Origin of the sequence: Azoarcus olearius (assembly GCF_001682385.1) — a bacterium.
In the GTDB taxonomy this organism is placed as follows: domain Bacteria; phylum Pseudomonadota; class Gammaproteobacteria; order Burkholderiales; family Rhodocyclaceae; genus Azoarcus; species Azoarcus olearius.
The window spans coordinates 2,213,425-2,229,113 of sequence record NZ_CP016210.1 but is presented as its reverse complement, the minus strand read 5'-3'; the positions used below and the strand labels follow the sequence as shown (position 1 = coordinate 2,229,113).

Genomic DNA, 15,689 nt, shown 5'->3' with positions numbered 1-15,689 from the left:
GGCGGCGCGTCGATTGACGGTGTCAGGCGCACGTCGTACCGTGGGCGCCCCCAACGCCCGCAGGACACCGCCATGACCCAGCCGATTCCCACGCCCGCCCGCCGTCCGAGCATGGCTGGAGAACGCTGATGGCCGGCACCAGCCTGCTCGCGCTGATCGACGACATCGCGAGCGTGCTCGACGACGTGTCGGTGATGAGCAAGGTGGCGGCGAAGAAAACCGCCGGCGTGCTCGGCGATGACCTCGCGCTCAACGCCCAGCAGGTCACCGGCGTCAATGCCGACCGCGAGTTGCCCGTGGTCTGGGCGGTCGCGCTCGGTTCGCTGAAGAACAAGGCCATCCTGGTGCCGGCGGCGCTGGCCATCAGCGCCTTCGTGCCCTGGCTGGTAACGCCGCTGCTGATGGTGGGCGGCGCCTTCCTGTGCTTCGAGGGCTTCGAGAAGCTCGCCCACAGATTCCTCCACGCCCACGCGGAGGATGCGGCGCATCACGCCGAACTGGCGCAGGCAGTGGCAGACCCGGCGGTCGATATGAAGGCTTTCGAGAAGGACAAGATCCAGGGCGCGGTGCGCACGGACTTCATCCTCTCGGCCGAGATCATCGCGATCACCCTCGGCACCGTGGCCGACGCACCGCTCGGCACCCAGGTGGCGGTGCTGACGACGATTGCGCTGCTCATGACGGTCGGCGTGTATGGCTTCGTCGCCGGCATCGTCAAACTCGACGACGGCGGGCTGTACCTCAGCCGCAAGGCGGGCGAGGGCGGGCTTCCCCGCCTCCAGCGCGCCACCGGCCGCGGCATCCTCGCCGCCGCGCCGTGGCTGATGAAAAGCCTGTCGGTACTCGGCACCGCGGCGATGTTCCTGGTCGGCGGCGGCATCCTTACCCACGGCATTCCGGGCGCACATGACGTGATACATGGAGCGGCGCACGCGGTAGGCGGAGTGCCCGCGATCGGGCCGGTGCTGGAGGCAGTGGCGCCCACGGTGCTGGATGGCGTGGCGGGAGTGATTGCCGGAGCGCTGGTGCTGGCGGGGGTTACGGCGGTGGGTAAGGCGCTGCGGTCGGTGAGGGCGAGGGCTTAGAGGGTCTTGTTCCTCCCCCTCCAAGGGGGGCGTACCGGGGTTTGGCGGCACTGCCTGCCACCTGCGGAGCGGCAAGTCGGAGCCGAGACTACCGGCCCGGAGATTCAAGTTCCTCCCCCTTCAAGGGGGGCGGAGCAGGGGTTTCGGCGAGCACTGCTCGACGCCTGCAGAGCGGCGAGGCGAAGCCGAGACCACCGGTTAGGAGGGGGATGGGGTGGGGCTCACCGCAGCGCAAACCCCATCCCGTCCCAGCCGGGGCCTTACGTCCTGAATCGAGCCATCCGGCCACCGCACTTCTGTCTTCACCGCAATTCCAGTCAAACCCGCCTGAAAACGAGGGTTGCGAAGCACCTCACGCCGCGCAGCCCTCCGGCGTCGCCAGATAGCGCCCCCGGTGAAACAGCAGCGGCGGCCGTTCCTCGGTGTGGAAGCTCTCGACCCGTCCCACTATGATGATGTGGTCGCCGCCGTCGTAATGGCGTTCGGTACTGCACTGGAACACCGCGGGGCATCCCGTCAGCAGCGGCACCCCACCCAGCCCGGCGCTGGTCTTGACGTTGGCGAACTTGTCTTCCGAGGCGCGCGCGAAGCGGTTCGAGAGATCTTGCTGGTCCTCGGCCAGCACGTGGATCGCGAAGAATTCGGCGGCTTCGAAGGCAGCCACGCTCCACGCGTTGCGGGCGAGGCTCCACAGCACCAGCGGCGGTTCCAGCGACACCGAGGCGAAGCTGTTGATGGTGAGGCCGATCGCGCCGCCCTGGCTGTCTTTGGTGGTGACGATGGCGACGCCGGTGGCGAAATGCCCCAGCGCGTTGCGGAACTGTCGGGGGTCGAACATGGTTGTCTCCTTGGCCGCCGGGCCGGGAAGGTGCTCCCCACGGCCCGGCGATACCGATCCTTCTTTCTTGCAGACGACGACGCGGGAACGCTCAGGCGGCGAGCTTCTGCATCTCGCTGGCGATCAGGTTTTCCGCATCGGCGGCGTCGAACCAGTACTCGGCGTAGTCGCGCGGATCGTTGAATCCGTTGGCGATGCGGCTGGCCAGCGAGGGGGCCTGTTGCGCGGCGCCCAGCAGCTTGACGATGTGCTCGGGCGGCGGGAACAGCAGGCTGTTGGTCCAGCGCACCACCTTTTCCGCGTAGCCGTTGTAGAGCGCGTCGAAGGTCTGGCGCATCCAGGCTTCGTCGAAGGCGGCGGCGCCGCGGGCGAGGATGGCGTCGTAGTAGTGCTTGGCGCCCTTGGTCGCGTTGTTGGAGCCCTGACCGGTGATCGGGTCGTTCACCAGCACGGCGTCGCCCATGCCGAACACCTTGCGGCCGGAGGGCAGGGTCAGCACCGGGTTGCGCACGGTCGGCGTGATGCGGCCGGCGAGGATGCCGTTGGCGTCGGTCAGCTGGCAGTCGCGGCTGCGCTCGTATTCCCAGGGCACGAAGGTTTTGAGGATGTTGAGGCTGACCTCGAGGTGCTGCTCCGGGGTCTTGGCCTCGCCCCAGCAGTCCATCGGGCCGCCGGGCACGCCTTCGAACACCATGATGTCGCAGTCCTGGGTGCCGTCGGCGCCCTTGGTGGTCAGCGCCGGGAACACGAAGTACTCGCCCACGCCGGGGATGAGGTTGAAGTTCACGCACTCGTAGTAGTCGTGGCGCTTCATCCCGGTGACGTAGGTGAGCGCGAGCTGGCGCATCGGCTGCTTGACCGGCGAACGGCTCTCGTCGGTGCCGAGCAGTTTGACGATCTCGCCCTTGCCGCCGGCCAGCAGCACCAGTTCGTACTCGGCGGCAAGCTGGTCCAGCTCGGCCACGCCGACGTCGTCGAAGCGCAGTTCGCCGCCGCGGCGCTCGAATTCCTTCATCCAGCCCGGCATCTTCACGCGCTGGTCGACCGACTGCCCGTAGGCGTTGAGACGCGCATGCCAGTGGATGGCCTTGTTGCCGCTGCCGTCCGGCATCGGAATCGAGAAACTGATGCCCTCGGTCTTCATGCACTCGGCTTCCCACTGGTTCATGCCGAAGTCGCGCTCGATCTGCAGCGCCGGGTCGAAGATGAACTGCGAGGACATCACCTTGCCGTGCCAGACATCTTCGGCGCTGCGGTTGGTGACCATGGTGACGCTGTAGCCCTTGTCGAGCAGGGCGCAGCCGAGCAGCAGGCCGGCCTGGCCGGCGCCGACGATGGCAACGCTGCGCGGGGTGATCTTGTTTTCGGACGCATTGCTGGCGAGGTGCATGGAAGTCTCCTGATGGGTGCGGATGCTTGCTGAAGGGGGAGGAAAGGGGAGGTCAGGCCATCAGCCGGGTGATCGCGGCTGCGCTGCCTTCCGGCCCGAGCGCGGTGTAGCCGCCGTCGCAGGCGTAGTCGGCGCCGCTGACGAAGCTGGCGTGGTCGGAGAGCAGGAAGGAGACGACCTGGGCGACTTCCTCGGGCAGGCCGAGGCGGCCGAGGATGTGGTAGTCGGCCGCGACCTTGTCGGCCTTGGCCTTGTCGCCGCCGGAGAGCGTTTCGATGATCGACGACCACGTCCAGCCGGGCGACACCGAGTTGACACGGATGTGGTCGGCGGCGAGGTCGAGCGCGGCGCTGCGGGTGAATTGCTGGATCGCGGCCTTGCTCATCGGGTAGAGCCAGCGGCCGGCCTGGGCGGAGGTGGCAGAGATGGAGGCGAAGTTCACCACCGCGCCGCCGCCGCGCTTGACCATCTCCGGCCGGCAGGTCTGCAGCATCATCGCCGCGCCGGCCACATTCACGTTGAAGGCCTGCAGCCATTCGGCGCGCGTGGAGGCGGCGCCGTTATCGACGTAGGTGCAGGCGCAATTGACGAGGAAGTCGACGCCGCCGAAGGCCGCCACGGTGCCGGCCACGCAGGCGGCGATCGCGGCATCGTCGGTGACGTCGGTGCGGATGAAGCGGGCGGCGGCGCCCAGCCTGTCCGCCGCGGCGGCGCCCTTGTCGGCGTCGATGTCCGCCAGCACCACGCGGCCGCCGTGGGCGATCAGGTCACGCGCGACCGCCTCGCCGATCATGGTTGCGCCACCGGTGACGATGGCGACTTTGTTGTCCAGGCCCTTCATCTGCTGTGCTCCGTTGAGGTGACGCGCAGCGGCGTCGATGGAGCACAGTTTTCATTTCAGCCCGGTGACGGGCTATCCGGAATCCGTTCTGGACCTATCCGTTATGCGCTGTCCGACAGGGATCAGCAGCGCCGCGCGCGACCGACCGTCTGCGAGGGCGTTTCGCCGAAGCGCGCCTTGTAATACGCGGAGAAGCGCCCGAGATGGACGAAGCCGTAGCGATGCGCGACGTCGGTCACCGATTCGCTGCGGCCGGGCAGGGCCAGCAGGGCCTTGCGCGCGCGCTCCAGCCGCAGTTCGCGCAGATAGGCGAGCGGCGTGGTGTCGCAATACTTGCGGAAGCCTTCTTCGAGCGCCCGCACGCTGACACAGGCGGCGCGTGCGATGTCGCCCACGCTGATGCCCTCTTCGATGTGCGCCTGCACGTAGTCCATCGCGCGCTGGACGTGGCGCGGCTTGCCGGTGTCGCGCGGTGCGTTCAGGCAGTCGCTGTAGTTGTGCTGGTGAAGCTGCAGTAATCCGCGCAACAGACAATCCTCCAGGGCGGCGACGGTGGGGCGGAAGCGGAGCCAGTCGGCCCCGCACTGGTCGATGTTGGCCGCAAGGTCAGCGAGCATGCGGCACCAGCTGCGGGTCAGCCCTTCGTCCTGCGGCAGGCCGAGGTGGAAGGAGAGCGGGCGGTCCGGGCGTTCGCCCAGATGCTCTTCCAGCCGCCGCTCCAGGGCCTCGCGCGGAATCCACAGCAGCAGCTGGCGCGCATCGTGCTGCCAGCGCATCCGCGTTTCATCGTCCGGGCTGAGGATGGTGGCGAGCCGCGGCGAGGACAGCACCGCCTGCTCGCCGCAGCGGATATCGGCGCCGCCCGCCAGCGGCATCTGGACCAGATAGAAGCTTTCGAGGCGGCCGGGAAGGATGTCGACGTCGGTGCCGTAGGTCAGGAAGTTCAGCGCCGTCTCGTGCAGCCGCAGCATGTTGTGGCGCGAGGCGAACGGCCGCCTGCCCGTGACTTGGCGAAGTTCGTGCGGGCAGAATACGCGGGCGACGTGCTGGCGCGACTCCTCCGCATCGCTGGAGCGGAAGAAGGGATAGGCGGCCAGCGGCTCCGCCAGCCCGGCGTCAGGCGCGTTCAAGGCGGTAGGCCGGCAGCGGGCCGGTCGGCAGCAACGGGAGAACTGACATGGCGTGCACCCTCGCCCATAATGTATAGACCTAAATAATTTAAATGCAACAAAGTTCGAATCGCAAGCCTAAGATGCACCCATCGCTGCCAGATTCGGATTACCGCCCAAACCGCCCCAAACGGGTGCATTCCCACCCCTCAACCGGCACCATTCCGGAGCGCCCGATGTCGCTTTTCCCTCCACCTGAAGCCGCCGCGATCGCCACCGGGTCGGGCGAACGTTTCATCGACGGGTATCTCGCCTATCTGCTCGCCCAGGCAAGCAGCCGGATCTCCCACGAGTTCCACCGCGAGGTGAACGAAGCCGGTCTGTCCGTCACCGAATGGCGGGTGCTCGCCAGCCTGAGCGGCAGCGCCGGCGAGAGCATCGGCAGCCTCAGCCAGCTGGCGCTGACCAAGCAACCGACGCTGAGCAAGGTGGTGCAGCGCATGGAGCAGGAGGGCCTGGTGAGCCGCACGCGGGTGAAAGCGGACCGCCGCCAGACGGTGGTGGTGCTGACGCCCAAGGGGCAGCGGCTTACCGAAGGTCTGCGCGAACGGGCGTTGCAGCACCAGGCCGCGGTGCTACAACCCTTTGGCGCCGACAACGCGCGCATGCTGCTGGGCATGTTGCGCGAGCTGCTGACCCTGCATCCGCCCGATCTTTCCGCCGATCCGGGCGAGGAAAACTGACCCGTCCTACTTCCATGAAAATTCATAGATGCGCTTCTTGACTTAATAGTTTAGACATGAAATATTCCTCGCTAAATGAGGAACACTTTCACGTCCGCCGGACCTCAGGGCGGCAACAACTAAAGGAGAACAGCATGCGCATCGTGTGTATCGGTGGGGGCCCCGCGGGGCTGTATTTCGCGATCCTGATGAAGAAGCTGAACCCGGCGCATCAGATCACCGTGGTCGAGCGCAACAAGCCCTACGACACCTTCGGTTGGGGCGTGGTGTTCTCCGACGCGACCATGGACAACATGCGCGAATGGGACCCGGTCACCGCCGACGCGATCCAGGTCGCCTTCAACCACTGGGACGACATCGAGCTGCACTTCAAGGGCCGCACCATCCGCTCCGGCGGCCACGGCTTCGTCGGCATCGGCCGCAAGAAGATGCTCAACATCCTGCAGGACCGCTGCGTGGAGCTGGGCGTGGAACTGGTGTTCGAGAAGGACGTCGATTCCGACCTGGAATACCCGGACGCCGACCTGATCATCGCCTCCGACGGCATCAACTCCAAGATCCGCAACCGCTACAACGAAGTCTTCAAGCCGGACATCGTCACCCGCCCGAACCGCTACATCTGGCTGGGCACCAACAAGCTGTTCGACGCCTTCAACTTCATTTTCGAGAAGACCGAACACGGCTGGTTCCAGGCCCACATCTACAAGTTCGACGACACCACGACGACCTTCATCGTCGAGTGCCCGGAACACGTCTGGCAGGCCCACGGCCTCGACAAGGCCGACCAGCAGCAGTCCATCGAATTCTGCGAAAAGCTGTTCAAGGACCACCTGGACGGCTACCCGCTGATGACCAACGCCCGTCACCTGCGCGGCTCGGCCTGGCTCAACTTCCAGCGCGTCAAGTGCGAACAGTGGCACCACTTCAACGGCAAGAGCCACGTCGTGCTGATGGGCGACGCGGTACACACCGCCCACTTCGCCATCGGCTCCGGCACCAAGCTGGCGCTGGAAGACGCGATCGACCTGACCCGCCTGTTCAAGGAAGAGGGCGACAGCGCCGACAACATCCCCGCCGTGCTCGCGCGCTACCAGGAAGTGCGCAACATCGACGTGCTGCGCCTGCAGAACGCCGCGTGGAACGCGATGGAATGGTTCGAGGTCTGCGACGCGCGCTACTGCGATACGCTGGAACCCGAGCAGTTCATGTACTCGATGCTGACCCGCTCGCAGCGCATCTCGCACGAAAACCTGCGCCTGCGCGACGCCAACTGGCTGGAAGGCTACGAGCGCTGGCTGGCCAACAAGGCCGGCGTGCCCGTCGCCGCCGACCAGACCCCGCCGCCGCCGATGTTCACCCCGTTCAAGCTGCGCGGCCTGACGCTGGCCAACCGCGTGATCATGTCGCCGATGGCGATGTACTCCGCGGAAGACGGCCTCGCCAACGACTTCCACCTGGTCCACTTCGGCTCGCGCGCGCTCGGCGGCACCGGCCTGCTCTATACCGAAATGACCTGCGTCTCGGCCGACGCCCGCATCACCCCGGGATGCGCCGGCATGTACAAGCCCGAGCACGTCAATGCCTGGAAGCGCATCGTCGATTTCGTGCATGCCAACTCCGACGCAAAGATGGGCATCCAGCTCGGCCATGCCGGCCGCAAGGGCGCGACCAAGCTGGCCTGGGAAGGCATCGACCAACCGCTGGAATCCGGCGCCTGGGAACTGATCTCCGCCTCGCCGCTGCCCTACCTGCCGAACAGCCAGGTGCCGCGCGAGATGAACCGCGCCGACATGGACCGCGTCAAGGAAGACTTCGTCCGCTCCACCAAGATGGCCGCCGAAGCCGGCTTCGACATCCTGGAATTCCACTGCGCCCACGGCTACCTGCTGTCGAGCTTCCTGTCGCCGCTGACCAACCAGCGCAAGGACGAATACGGCGGCAGCGTCGAAAACCGCGCCCGCTACCCGCTGGAAGTGTTCAAGGCGATGCGCGCGGTGTGGCCGGCCGACAAGCCGATGTCGGTGCGCCTGTCGTGCCACGACTGGTTCCCCGGCGGCAACACGGCCGACGACGCGGTCGCCATCGCGCGCCTGTTCAAGGAAGCCGGCGCCGACATCATCGACTGCTCGTCCGGTCAGGTGTGGAAGGGTGAAAAGCCGGTGTACGGCCGCATGTTCCAGACCCCGTTCGCCGACCGCATCCGCAACGAAGTGGGCATCCCGACCATCGCCGTGGGCGCCATCTTCGAAGCCGACCATGTCAACAGCATCATCGGCGCCGGCCGTGCCGACCTCTGCGCGGTGGCCCGTCCGCACCTGGCCGACCCGGCCTGGACGCTGCACGAAGCCGCCAAGATCGAGTTCAAGGGCCAGGCCTGGCCGAAGCAGTACCTGTCGGGCCGCGGGCAGTATGAGACGAATCTGAAGCGGAGTTATTCGGCGGGGAAGTGAGCTGATTGCCCTTGGCGCAATCAGAGACGTCGGTTTTGGTCCCTCCCCCTTCAAGGGGGAGGCTAGGAGGGGGATGGGGTTAGGTTCAACGTCGCCCGACCCCATCCCCACCCCAACCCTCCCCTTGAAGGGGAGGGGGCAAAACCGAGCAGCTTGACCCTGACGGAGTGTGCCGACATCGGCGCCCCCCAAGAACCCTCAGGAAGGTAGCGCAATGAACGCACCCACCGACAACAGCAGAGAGACACATCCGCCGCTCGCCGGTCGCCACGCGGTGGTGACCGGTGCCGGCAGCGGCATCGGCGAGGCGATCGCGATCGAACTCGCCCAACTCGGCGCCACGCTCACGCTGGTCGGCCGCCGTGCCGAACCGCTTAACGCCACGCTCGACAAGCTGGCGGGGCAGGGACATGGCATCGCGGTGGCCGACATCACGGACCACGCCGCCATCGGCGCCGCGCTGGCCGAGGCCGCGGCAGCGCGCGGCGCCATCGCCATCCTCATCAACAACGCCGGCGCCGCCAAGAGCGCGCCGCTCGCCAAGACCGAGCCGGCGCTGTGGAACGAGATGCTGACGGTGAACCTCACCGGCACCTACAACTGCACCCACGCCGTGCTGCCGGGCATGCAGGCCGCACGCTGGGGCCGCATCGTCAATATCGCCAGCACCGCCGGCCTGGTGGGCTACGCCTATGTTTCGGCCTACTGCGCCGCCAAGCACGGCGTGATCGGCCTGACCCGCGCGCTGGCGCTGGAAGTGGCGAAGCAGGGCATCACGGTGAACGCGGTCTGCCCGGGCTACACCGACACCCCGCTGCTCGGCGGCGCGGTCGACAACATCGTCGCCAAGACCGGCCGCAGCAGCGACGACGCCAAGACCACGCTGGCCGCCAGCAACCCGCAGGGCCGGCTGGTTCAACCGGAGGACGTCGCCCGCACCGTCGGCTGGCTGTGCCTGCCGGGCTCGGATGCAATCCACGGGCAGTCGATCCCGGTAGCGGGGGGCGAGGTGATGGCCGGCTGACGGGAACCAACCCAAGGCGACGAAGCCCCGTGGCCGACACCGAGCGAACCCGGCTTCCCGAGGTGAGCGGAGCGACCCACCACCAAACGACGCGAAGCCCACCAACAGAAACAAGCACACGGCCGCTACGAACAGCAGCGAAGGGAAACGCAAGGACAGAGGCGAGCGCGCGGGGTGTTTATGCAGGGGCGAGGACTGTCCGAGCGAGCGCAGCGAGCGAGTTCCGCAGCCCCGGAAGAAACATCCCGCGTGATCGCCGGCCAGCAAGCGCGTGTGTGCATCACCGGAGAGCAGTACCGCAGGAACGCAGTCATCGCAGCCAAACGGAAGGCCACCGCGAAACCCGGCCGGCAAGCACGGCAGCGCAACACGGAACAAACCGCTAGAGAGCGGCAACCCGAATCCAATAAACCCAGCCAGGAAGCATAGGAGAGAGACCATGGCAGAACTTTCGATGAACGATCACAAGCGTCCGTTCAAGGACTACCAGGCCCGCCACTTCAAGTGGTCCTGCTCCGAGGACGGCCGCGTCGCCACCATCACGCTCAACCGCCCGGAGAAGAAGAACCCGCTCACCTTCGACTCCTACGCCGAACTGCGCGACCTCTTCAACAACCTCAAGTACGCCAGCGACGTGCGTACCGTGGTCATCCGCGGCGAAGGCGGCAACTTCTGCTCCGGCGGCGACGTGTTCGAAATCATCGAACCGCTCACCAAGATGAGCATGCCCGAACTCCTCGAATTCACCCGCATGACCGGCGACCTGGTGAAGACCATGCGGCGCGCCCCGCAACCCGTCATCGCCGCCATCGACGGCTTCTGCGCCGGCGCCGGCGCCATGGTCGCGCTCGCCGCCGACTTCCGCCTCGGCACGCCGGAAACCAAGACCGCCTACCTCTTCACCCGCGTCGGCCTCGCCGGCGCCGACATGGGCGCCTGCGGCCTCTTGCCGCGCATGATCGGCCAGGGCCGCGCCACCGAACTGCTGATGACCGGCCGCGTCATGAGCGCCGAAGAAGGCCGCGACTGGGGCTTCTTCAGCGCGCTGCACCCCAGCGCCGACCTCTTCGCCGAAGCCGACAAGCTCGCCCGCAACCTCGCCGACGGCCCCTGGTTCGCCCACACTATGACCAAGACCATGCTCAACCAGGAATGGGCCATGGGCATCGAGGAAATGGTCGAATCCGAAGCCCAGGCCCAGGCCATCTGCATGATGACCGGCGACTTCCGCCGCGCCTTCGAAGCCTTCGCCGCCAAGCAGAAACCCAAGTTCGAAGGAAACTGAGCACGCCATGGACCGCTCCATCCTCGACCTGCCGTTCTACGGCCCCGAACACCGCCAGCTGTCGGACGCGATCTTCGACTGGGCATCCACCGCGATGCCCCACGTCGATCACCACGACACCGACAATGCCTGCCGCCAGCTCGTCGCCGCGCTCGGCAAGGCCGGTTTCCTGCGCTACGCGGTGCCGGCCGCCTACGGCGGCGCGCTCGCCGAACTCGATTCGCGCTCGCTCTGCATCGCCCGCGAAACGCTCGCCTACCACGACGGCCTCGCCGACTTCGCCTTCGCCATGCAGGGCCTGGGCACCGGCGCGATCACCCTGTCCGGCAGCGAAGAGATCAAGCGCCACGTGCTGCCCAAGGTGGCCGCCGGCGAATGGATTTCCGCCTTCGCGCTGACCGAACCGCTGGCCGGCTCCGACGTCGGCGCGATGTCTTGCGAAGCGCGCCTTGAAGGCGACCACTACGTCATCAACGGCGAGAAGACCTGGATCTCCAACGGCGGCATCGCCGATGTGTACTGCCTCTTCGCCCGCACCGGCGAGGCGCCGGGCACGCGCGGCATCTCCGCCTTCGTGGTCTATCCCGACATGCCCGGCTTCGAAGTCGCCGAGCGCCTGGATACGATCGCGCCGCATCCGCTCGCCCGCCTGCGCTTCACCGACATGAAGGTGCCGGTGGCCAACCGCCTCGGCGCGCCGGGCGAAGGCTTCAAGGTGGCGATGCGCACGCTCGACATCTTCCGCGCCTCGGTCGCCGCCGCCGCGCTCGGCTTTGCCCGCCGCGCGCTCGACGAAGCCCTGAACCACGCCCGCCAGCGCCCGATGTTCGGCCACACGCTCGCCGACTTCCAGCTGACGCAGGCCAAGCTCGGCGACATGGCCACCGACATCGAAGCCGCCGCGCTGCTCACCGCGCGAGCCGCCTGGCGCCGCGACGTGCAGAAGCTGCCGACCACCCGCGAAGCCGCCATGGCCAAGATGACCGCCACCGAGAATGCCCAGCGCGTGATCGACGCCGCGGTGCAAATCCACGGCGGGCAGGGCGTGCGCATCGGCGTCATGGTCGAATCGCTCTACCGCGAAATCCGCGCGCTGCGCATCTATGAAGGCGCGACAGAAGTGCAGAAGCTGATCGTCGCCCGCGAACTGTTGAAGTAAGCCTACCCCCAGCCCCGACCCCAACCCCTACGGAGCCGAACAGAGCATGAGCAAAGTCCAATTCAACTGGGAAGACCCCCTCCACCTCGACAGCCAACTGACCGACGTGGAGCGCATGGTGCGCGACACCGCACGCGCCTACTGCCAGGAAAAGCTGCTGCCGCGCGTGCAGGAAGCCTTCCGCCATGAGCGCACCGACCGCGAGATCTTCAACGAGATGGGCGAACTCGGCCTGCTCGGCCCGACGATTCCCGAGCAGTACGGCGGCGCCGGCATGAACTACATCAGCTACGGCCTGATCGCCCGCGAAGTCGAACGCGTCGATTCCGGCTACCGCTCGATGATGAGCGTGCAGTCCTCGCTGGTCATGGTGCCGATCAACGAATTCGGCACCGAAGCGCAGAAGCAGAAATACCTGCCCAAGCTCGCCACCGGCGAATGGGTGGGCTGCTTCGGCCTCACCGAACCGAACCACGGCTCCGACCCCGGCAGCATGATCACCCGTGCGAAGAAGGTGCCGGGCGGCTACAGCATCTCCGGCGCCAAGATGTGGATCACCAACAGCCCGATCGCCGACGTGTTCGTGGTGTGGGCCAAGGACGACGAAGGCCAGATCCGCGGCTTCGTGCTGGAGAAGGGCTGGAAGGGCTTGTCGGCCCCGGCGATCCACGGCAAGGTCGGCCTGCGTGCGTCGATCACCGGCGAGATCGTCATGGACGAAGTCTTCTGCCCGGAAGAGAACGCCTTCCCGACGGTGCGCGGCCTGAAGGGTCCCTTCACCTGCCTCAACTCCGCCCGCTACGGCATCGCCTGGGGCGCGCTCGGCGCGGCCGAAGCCTGCTACGAAACGGCCCGCCAATACACCATGGACCGCAAGCAGTTCGGCCGTCCGCTCGCGGCCAACCAGCTGGTGCAGAAGAAGCTCGCCGACATGCTCACCGAGATCACGCTCGGGCTGCAGGCCTGCCTGCAGGTCGGCCGGCTCAAGGACGCCGGCAACGCGCCGGTGGAGATCACCTCCATCATCAAGCGCAACTCCTGCGGCAAGGCGCTCGACATCGCCCGCACCGCGCGCGACATGCTCGGCGGCAACGGCATCTCGGACGAGTTCTGCGTGGCGCGTCATCTGGTGAATCTGGAAGTGGTGAACACCTACGAGGGTACGCACGACATCCATGCGCTGATCCTCGGCCGCGCCATCACCGGCATCGCCGCTTTCAGCAACTGAGCAAGGAGCCCGTCGTGACCCAGCACCCCGATTCCGATACGGCTCGCGAAGCGGCGCGTTTCGTCGTCGAGCGCCGCGTGCGCTTCGAGGACTGCGACCCGGCGGGCATCGTCTTCTTCCCCAACTACCTGCGCATGTTGAACAGCGTGGTGGAGGACTGGCTGGAATCCCTCGGCTACCCCTGGACCGAACTGGTGAGCGTGCGCCGCATGGGCACGCCCACCGCCCAGCTCGACACCCGCTTCCTCGCCCCCTCGGTGTTCGGCGAGACGCTGCGCTGGGAACTGAGCATCGAAAAACTCGGCAACGCCTCGCTGGTGCTCAATCACCTGGCCAGCGGCAAAGACAAGCCACGACTGAGTGCGCGCCAGGTCATCGTCGCCACCTCGCTCGACAATCACAAATCGATCGCGTGGCCGGACGACGTCCGCGGCGCGATTGCCCGTTTCATGGAGAACAGAGATGCATAAGACCCTGCAACCCGAAGGTTGGCTCGCCCCCCGCGGCTACGCGAACGGCATCGAAGCGCGCGGCCGGCAGATCTACGTCGGCGGCCAGATCGGCTGGAACGGCCAGTGCAAGTTCGAGAGCGACGACCTCGTGCAGCAGATTTTCCAGGCGCTGCGTAACATCCACGACGTGCTCGCCGTGGCCGGCGCCGGCCCGGAGCATATGGTCCGGATGACGTGGTACCTTAAGGACAAGAAGGAATATAACGCTCGCCTCAAGGAGATCGGTGCAGCCTACCGCGAGGTCATGGGCAAGAATTTCCCGGCGATGACCGCCGTCCAGGTTGCAGACCTCGTCGAGGACGAGGCCAAGGTCGAGATCGAGGTCACCGCCGTCATTCCAGACTGAGAGGAAGGATGACAGACAAGGCTTACCTGCCCGGTGAGGGCGTGATCGTGGCCGGCCCCGATGCCGGCGTGCTCGAAATCCGGCTGGATCGTCCGCAGGCGAAGAACGCATTGTCGACGCCGCTGCTGCGCAGCATCGTCGCGCTGCTGGAGCAGGCGGAACACGACGACGCGGTGCGCTGCATCGTCCTCACCGGCGGCGATCAGGTGTTCGCCGCCGGCGCCGATCTGGCCGAGATGGCCGCCAAGGACATGCAGGCGGTGCTGCTAGAAGAGCGGCCCCGGCTGTTCGGCGCGATCGCACGCTTTCCCAAGCCCATCATCGCCGCCGTGTGCGGTTACGCGCTGGGTGGCGGCTGCGAGCTGGTGATGCATGCCGACATCGTCATCGCCGGCGAGTCGGCCCAGTTCGGTCAGCCCGAAATCAATCTCGGCATCATCCCCGGCGCCGGCGGCACCCAGCGCCTGACCCGCGCGGTCGGCAAGTCGGTGGCGATGAAGCTGGTGCTGGCGGGCGAGTTCATCCCGGCGCAGGAAGCGCGCGCCGCCGGGCTGGTGGCGGAAGTGGTGGCCGACGAGGCCTGCATCGCGCGCGCCCACGAGTTGGCCGGCAAGATCGCCAAGAAGGCACCGCTGGCGGTGCGGCTGGCCAAGGATTCGGTGCTGCAGGCCTTCGAGACGCCGCTCGCCGCGGGGCTGGCGATCGAGCGCCGCAACTTCGTGGTGCTCGCCGGCACCGAGGACCGCAACGAGGGCGTCAAATCCTTCCTGGAAAAGCGCAAGCCGGTCTGGAAGGGCCGCTGAGTACCCCCGCGGCGGGGGTGCGACGGGCGTAACGCACGCCTGTCCACCCGCCGCGCTTACTGCGGCTGGCGATCGGCCAGCCGGTCGATATCGGCCACGCTGTTCAGCGGGGCATACATCGGGTTGTCGCGCTGCGCGCTGCGCTGCCATCCCAACTGCATCTCGCCGATCGCGCGGCGGGTCATCTTCTTCAAGCGGGTTGCGGTCAGCGCCCGCGTCTGCGCCGTCATTGCGCCCGCGGGCTGAAGCCGCGCGGTGGACACGATGGACACCCGTTGGTCGGGCACGTGCCACGAGAACAGGAAGCGGTTGTTGCGCGCACGCGCATTGATGTCGCGCGCCGTCAGCAATACATAGCTCGTCTGGCTGCCGCGTCCGGGCAGATGCTCCAGCGCAGGCAAGGTCACATGCAGCAGGTCTTCCGCGGGAAACTGCCGCGTGCCTGAGAAGGGCAGGGCGCGGCGTGCGCTCAGCGGCGCCGAGGCGCGAATCTCCATGCCGAATTCCGCCGCCATCTGCGCGGCCAGCGTGTTGGCCTGCGCACCGTCGAAGTCGTCCAGCGGCACCAGATACACCTGCACCGCCTGCATCTGCACGTTCGCGGGCGCTTCCACCGTGGCGGCGGTGCTCGCCGAACCGGCCCCGGGATCGGCCGGGGTGGCACAGGCTGCCACCAGCACCGCGGAAAGAACGGCGAGGCCGGGCAGCGCAATCCGGCGTCCGATGGACCACAGCCCGCCGCGGCCGGGCCGCGAAGCGTTCGCTCTCTCCGCGACCGCGCCCGCCGGTTTCGCAGCAGCGCCGGAATTCAGCTTCTTCATGTCGTCCACACTCCATCTTGCGTCCGCCGTGGAGGGGCGGATTCTCGTGGCCGGC

General features: G+C 67.0%; 15 protein-coding genes. 10 read left to right on the top strand and 5 right to left on the bottom strand.

Translation table 11 applies throughout. From position 1 onward, the window contains the following. Positions 1 to 128 precede the first annotated feature (128 nt). Positions 129 to 1,085 carry a DUF808 domain-containing protein gene (locus dqs_RS10290; protein WP_065340413.1) on the top strand — a complete coding sequence of 319 codons (957 nt, stop codon included), beginning with the start codon at positions 129 to 131 and terminating at the stop codon, positions 1,083 to 1,085. Between the two features lie 352 nt (positions 1,086 to 1,437). Here dqs_RS10290 and dqs_RS10285 read toward each other — a convergent pair whose 3' ends face one another. From dqs_RS10285 to dqs_RS10270, 4 genes are all read right to left on the bottom strand, one after another. Beyond that, positions 1,438 to 1,923, bottom strand: a complete 486-nt coding sequence (locus tag dqs_RS10285; protein ID WP_011765672.1) for a flavin reductase family protein — start codon at positions 1,921 to 1,923, stop codon at positions 1,438 to 1,440. 91 nt (positions 1,924 to 2,014) lie between these two features. Next, the gene (locus dqs_RS10280; protein WP_065340412.1) at positions 2,015 to 3,313 is read right to left on the bottom strand and encodes a styrene monooxygenase/indole monooxygenase family protein; all 1,299 of its coding nucleotides are present in this window, start codon (positions 3,311 to 3,313) and stop codon (positions 2,015 to 2,017) included. A 52-nt stretch (positions 3,314 to 3,365) separates the two neighbouring features. Continuing rightward, the gene (locus tag dqs_RS10275) at positions 3,366 to 4,154 is read right to left on the bottom strand and encodes an SDR family oxidoreductase (RefSeq protein ID WP_065340411.1); all 789 of its coding nucleotides are present in this window, start codon (positions 4,152 to 4,154) and stop codon (positions 3,366 to 3,368) included. A 122-nt stretch (positions 4,155 to 4,276) separates the two neighbouring features. Then, entirely contained in the window at positions 4,277 to 5,284 is a 1,008-nt protein-coding gene (locus dqs_RS10270) for an AraC family transcriptional regulator (RefSeq protein ID WP_084018415.1), read from the bottom strand. Between the two features lie 215 nt (positions 5,285 to 5,499). Here dqs_RS10270 and dqs_RS10265 point away from each other — a divergent pair, with 215 nt between their 5' ends. From dqs_RS10265 to dqs_RS10225, 9 genes are all read left to right on the top strand, one after another. Beyond that, on the top strand, positions 5,500 to 6,006 hold the full coding sequence (locus dqs_RS10265) for a MarR family winged helix-turn-helix transcriptional regulator (protein WP_065340410.1): 507 nt from the start codon (positions 5,500 to 5,502) through the stop codon (positions 6,004 to 6,006). Between the two features lie 134 nt (positions 6,007 to 6,140). After that, positions 6,141 to 8,456 carry a bifunctional salicylyl-CoA 5-hydroxylase/oxidoreductase gene (locus tag dqs_RS10260; RefSeq protein ID WP_065340409.1) on the top strand — a complete coding sequence of 772 codons (2,316 nt, stop codon included), beginning with the start codon at positions 6,141 to 6,143 and terminating at the stop codon, positions 8,454 to 8,456. Between the two features lie 214 nt (positions 8,457 to 8,670). Beyond that, positions 8,671 to 9,480 (top strand): SDR family NAD(P)-dependent oxidoreductase, encoded by an 810-nt coding sequence (locus dqs_RS10255; RefSeq protein WP_065340408.1) that lies wholly within the window; start codon positions 8,671 to 8,673, stop codon positions 9,478 to 9,480. Positions 9,481 to 9,919: 439 nt separating this feature from the next. Beyond that, the gene (locus dqs_RS10250; RefSeq protein ID WP_065340407.1) at positions 9,920 to 10,765 is read left to right on the top strand and encodes an enoyl-CoA hydratase family protein; all 846 of its coding nucleotides are present in this window, start codon (positions 9,920 to 9,922) and stop codon (positions 10,763 to 10,765) included. Positions 10,766 to 10,772: 7 nt separating this feature from the next. Continuing rightward, the gene (locus dqs_RS10245; protein WP_011765664.1) at positions 10,773 to 11,924 is read left to right on the top strand and encodes an acyl-CoA dehydrogenase family protein; all 1,152 of its coding nucleotides are present in this window, start codon (positions 10,773 to 10,775) and stop codon (positions 11,922 to 11,924) included. A gap of 46 nt (positions 11,925 to 11,970) precedes the next feature. Next, positions 11,971 to 13,152 carry an acyl-CoA dehydrogenase gene (locus dqs_RS10240; protein WP_065340406.1) on the top strand — a complete coding sequence of 394 codons (1,182 nt, stop codon included), beginning with the start codon at positions 11,971 to 11,973 and terminating at the stop codon, positions 13,150 to 13,152. A 14-nt stretch (positions 13,153 to 13,166) separates the two neighbouring features. Continuing rightward, positions 13,167 to 13,622: an acyl-CoA thioesterase gene (locus dqs_RS10235; protein WP_011765662.1), complete on the top strand. Its 456-nt coding sequence runs from the start codon at positions 13,167 to 13,169 to the stop codon at positions 13,620 to 13,622. Beyond that, on the top strand, positions 13,615 to 14,010 hold the full coding sequence (locus dqs_RS10230; protein WP_011765661.1) for a RidA family protein: 396 nt from the start codon (positions 13,615 to 13,617) through the stop codon (positions 14,008 to 14,010). The genes dqs_RS10235 and dqs_RS10230 overlap by 8 nt, the downstream gene beginning before the upstream one ends. Before the next feature lie 8 nt (positions 14,011 to 14,018). After that, entirely contained in the window at positions 14,019 to 14,813 is a 795-nt protein-coding gene (locus dqs_RS10225; protein WP_011765660.1) for an enoyl-CoA hydratase-related protein, read from the top strand. Positions 14,814 to 14,869: 56 nt separating this feature from the next. On the opposite strand, the gene dqs_RS10220 is transcribed toward dqs_RS10225, so the two are convergent. Continuing rightward, positions 14,870 to 15,634 carry a zinc metalloprotease gene (locus dqs_RS10220; RefSeq protein WP_065340405.1) on the bottom strand — a complete coding sequence of 255 codons (765 nt, stop codon included), beginning with the start codon at positions 15,632 to 15,634 and terminating at the stop codon, positions 14,870 to 14,872. Between the last annotated feature and the right edge of the window lie 55 nt (positions 15,635 to 15,689).